Source organism: Aeromonas sp. L_1B5_3, assembly GCF_963866575.1.
Classification (GTDB): Bacteria; Pseudomonadota; Gammaproteobacteria; order Enterobacterales; family Aeromonadaceae; genus Aeromonas; species Aeromonas jandaei.
Genome location: NZ_CAWMDN010000037.1, coordinates 1 through 718, shown reverse-complemented (window position 1 = coordinate 718; position 718 = coordinate 1). Strand labels below are relative to the sequence as shown.

General features: G+C 63.0%; 1 protein-coding gene. It reads left to right on the top strand.

Annotated elements, in window-relative coordinates:
- Positions 1-718: Y-family DNA polymerase (locus tag AACR93_RS03165; RefSeq protein ID WP_043852243.1), on the top strand; the 718-nt coding region annotated here is incomplete at both ends.

Sequence of the window (718 nt, the reverse complement as noted above, 5' to 3'; positions counted from 1 at the left end):
CTACGCCAGCTGTGAGCGGTTGTTTCGCCCTGAGCTGCGTGGCCGCCCGATCGTGGTGCTCTCCAACAACGATGAATGCGTGGTGTCGCGCAGCCCCGAAGCCAAGGCGATGGGTATCAAGATGGCCGGGCCCTACTTCAAGATCCGCGAGCAGTTCGAGGCGCATGGCGGTGTGGCATTCAGCTCCAACTACGCGCTCTATGGAGACATGTCTGGCAGGGTGATGAGCACGTTGGAGACCATGGCCCCCGAGCTGGAGGTCTACTCTATCGATGAAGCATTCCTGTCACTGTCGGAGTCGTTTGCCGGGGACCTGACAGCCTATGGGCAACAGATCCGGCAGCGAGTGTGGCAGTGGACCGGCCTAACGGTAGGGGTTGGGATCGGCCCCACCAAGACCCTCGCCAAGCTGGCCAACTATGCAGCCAAGAAGTGGCCTGCCACGGGCGGCGTCGTGGACTTGCGTGACGAGCTGCGCCGTGCCCGGCTGATGGCTATCACCCCGGTGGATGAGGTGTGGGGCATAGGACGGCGCTTGGGCGCCAAGTTGGTGGCACAAGGCATCAACACCGTTGCTGACCTGGTGGCTAGCGATGCCAAAGGGTTACGCGCCCAATACGGCGTGGTGGTCGAGCGGATCGTACAGGAGCTGCGTGGCCTGCCTTGCGCAGAGCTGACCGTTGAACCGGCGGCGAAGCTGCAGATCCTCTCGAGCCGT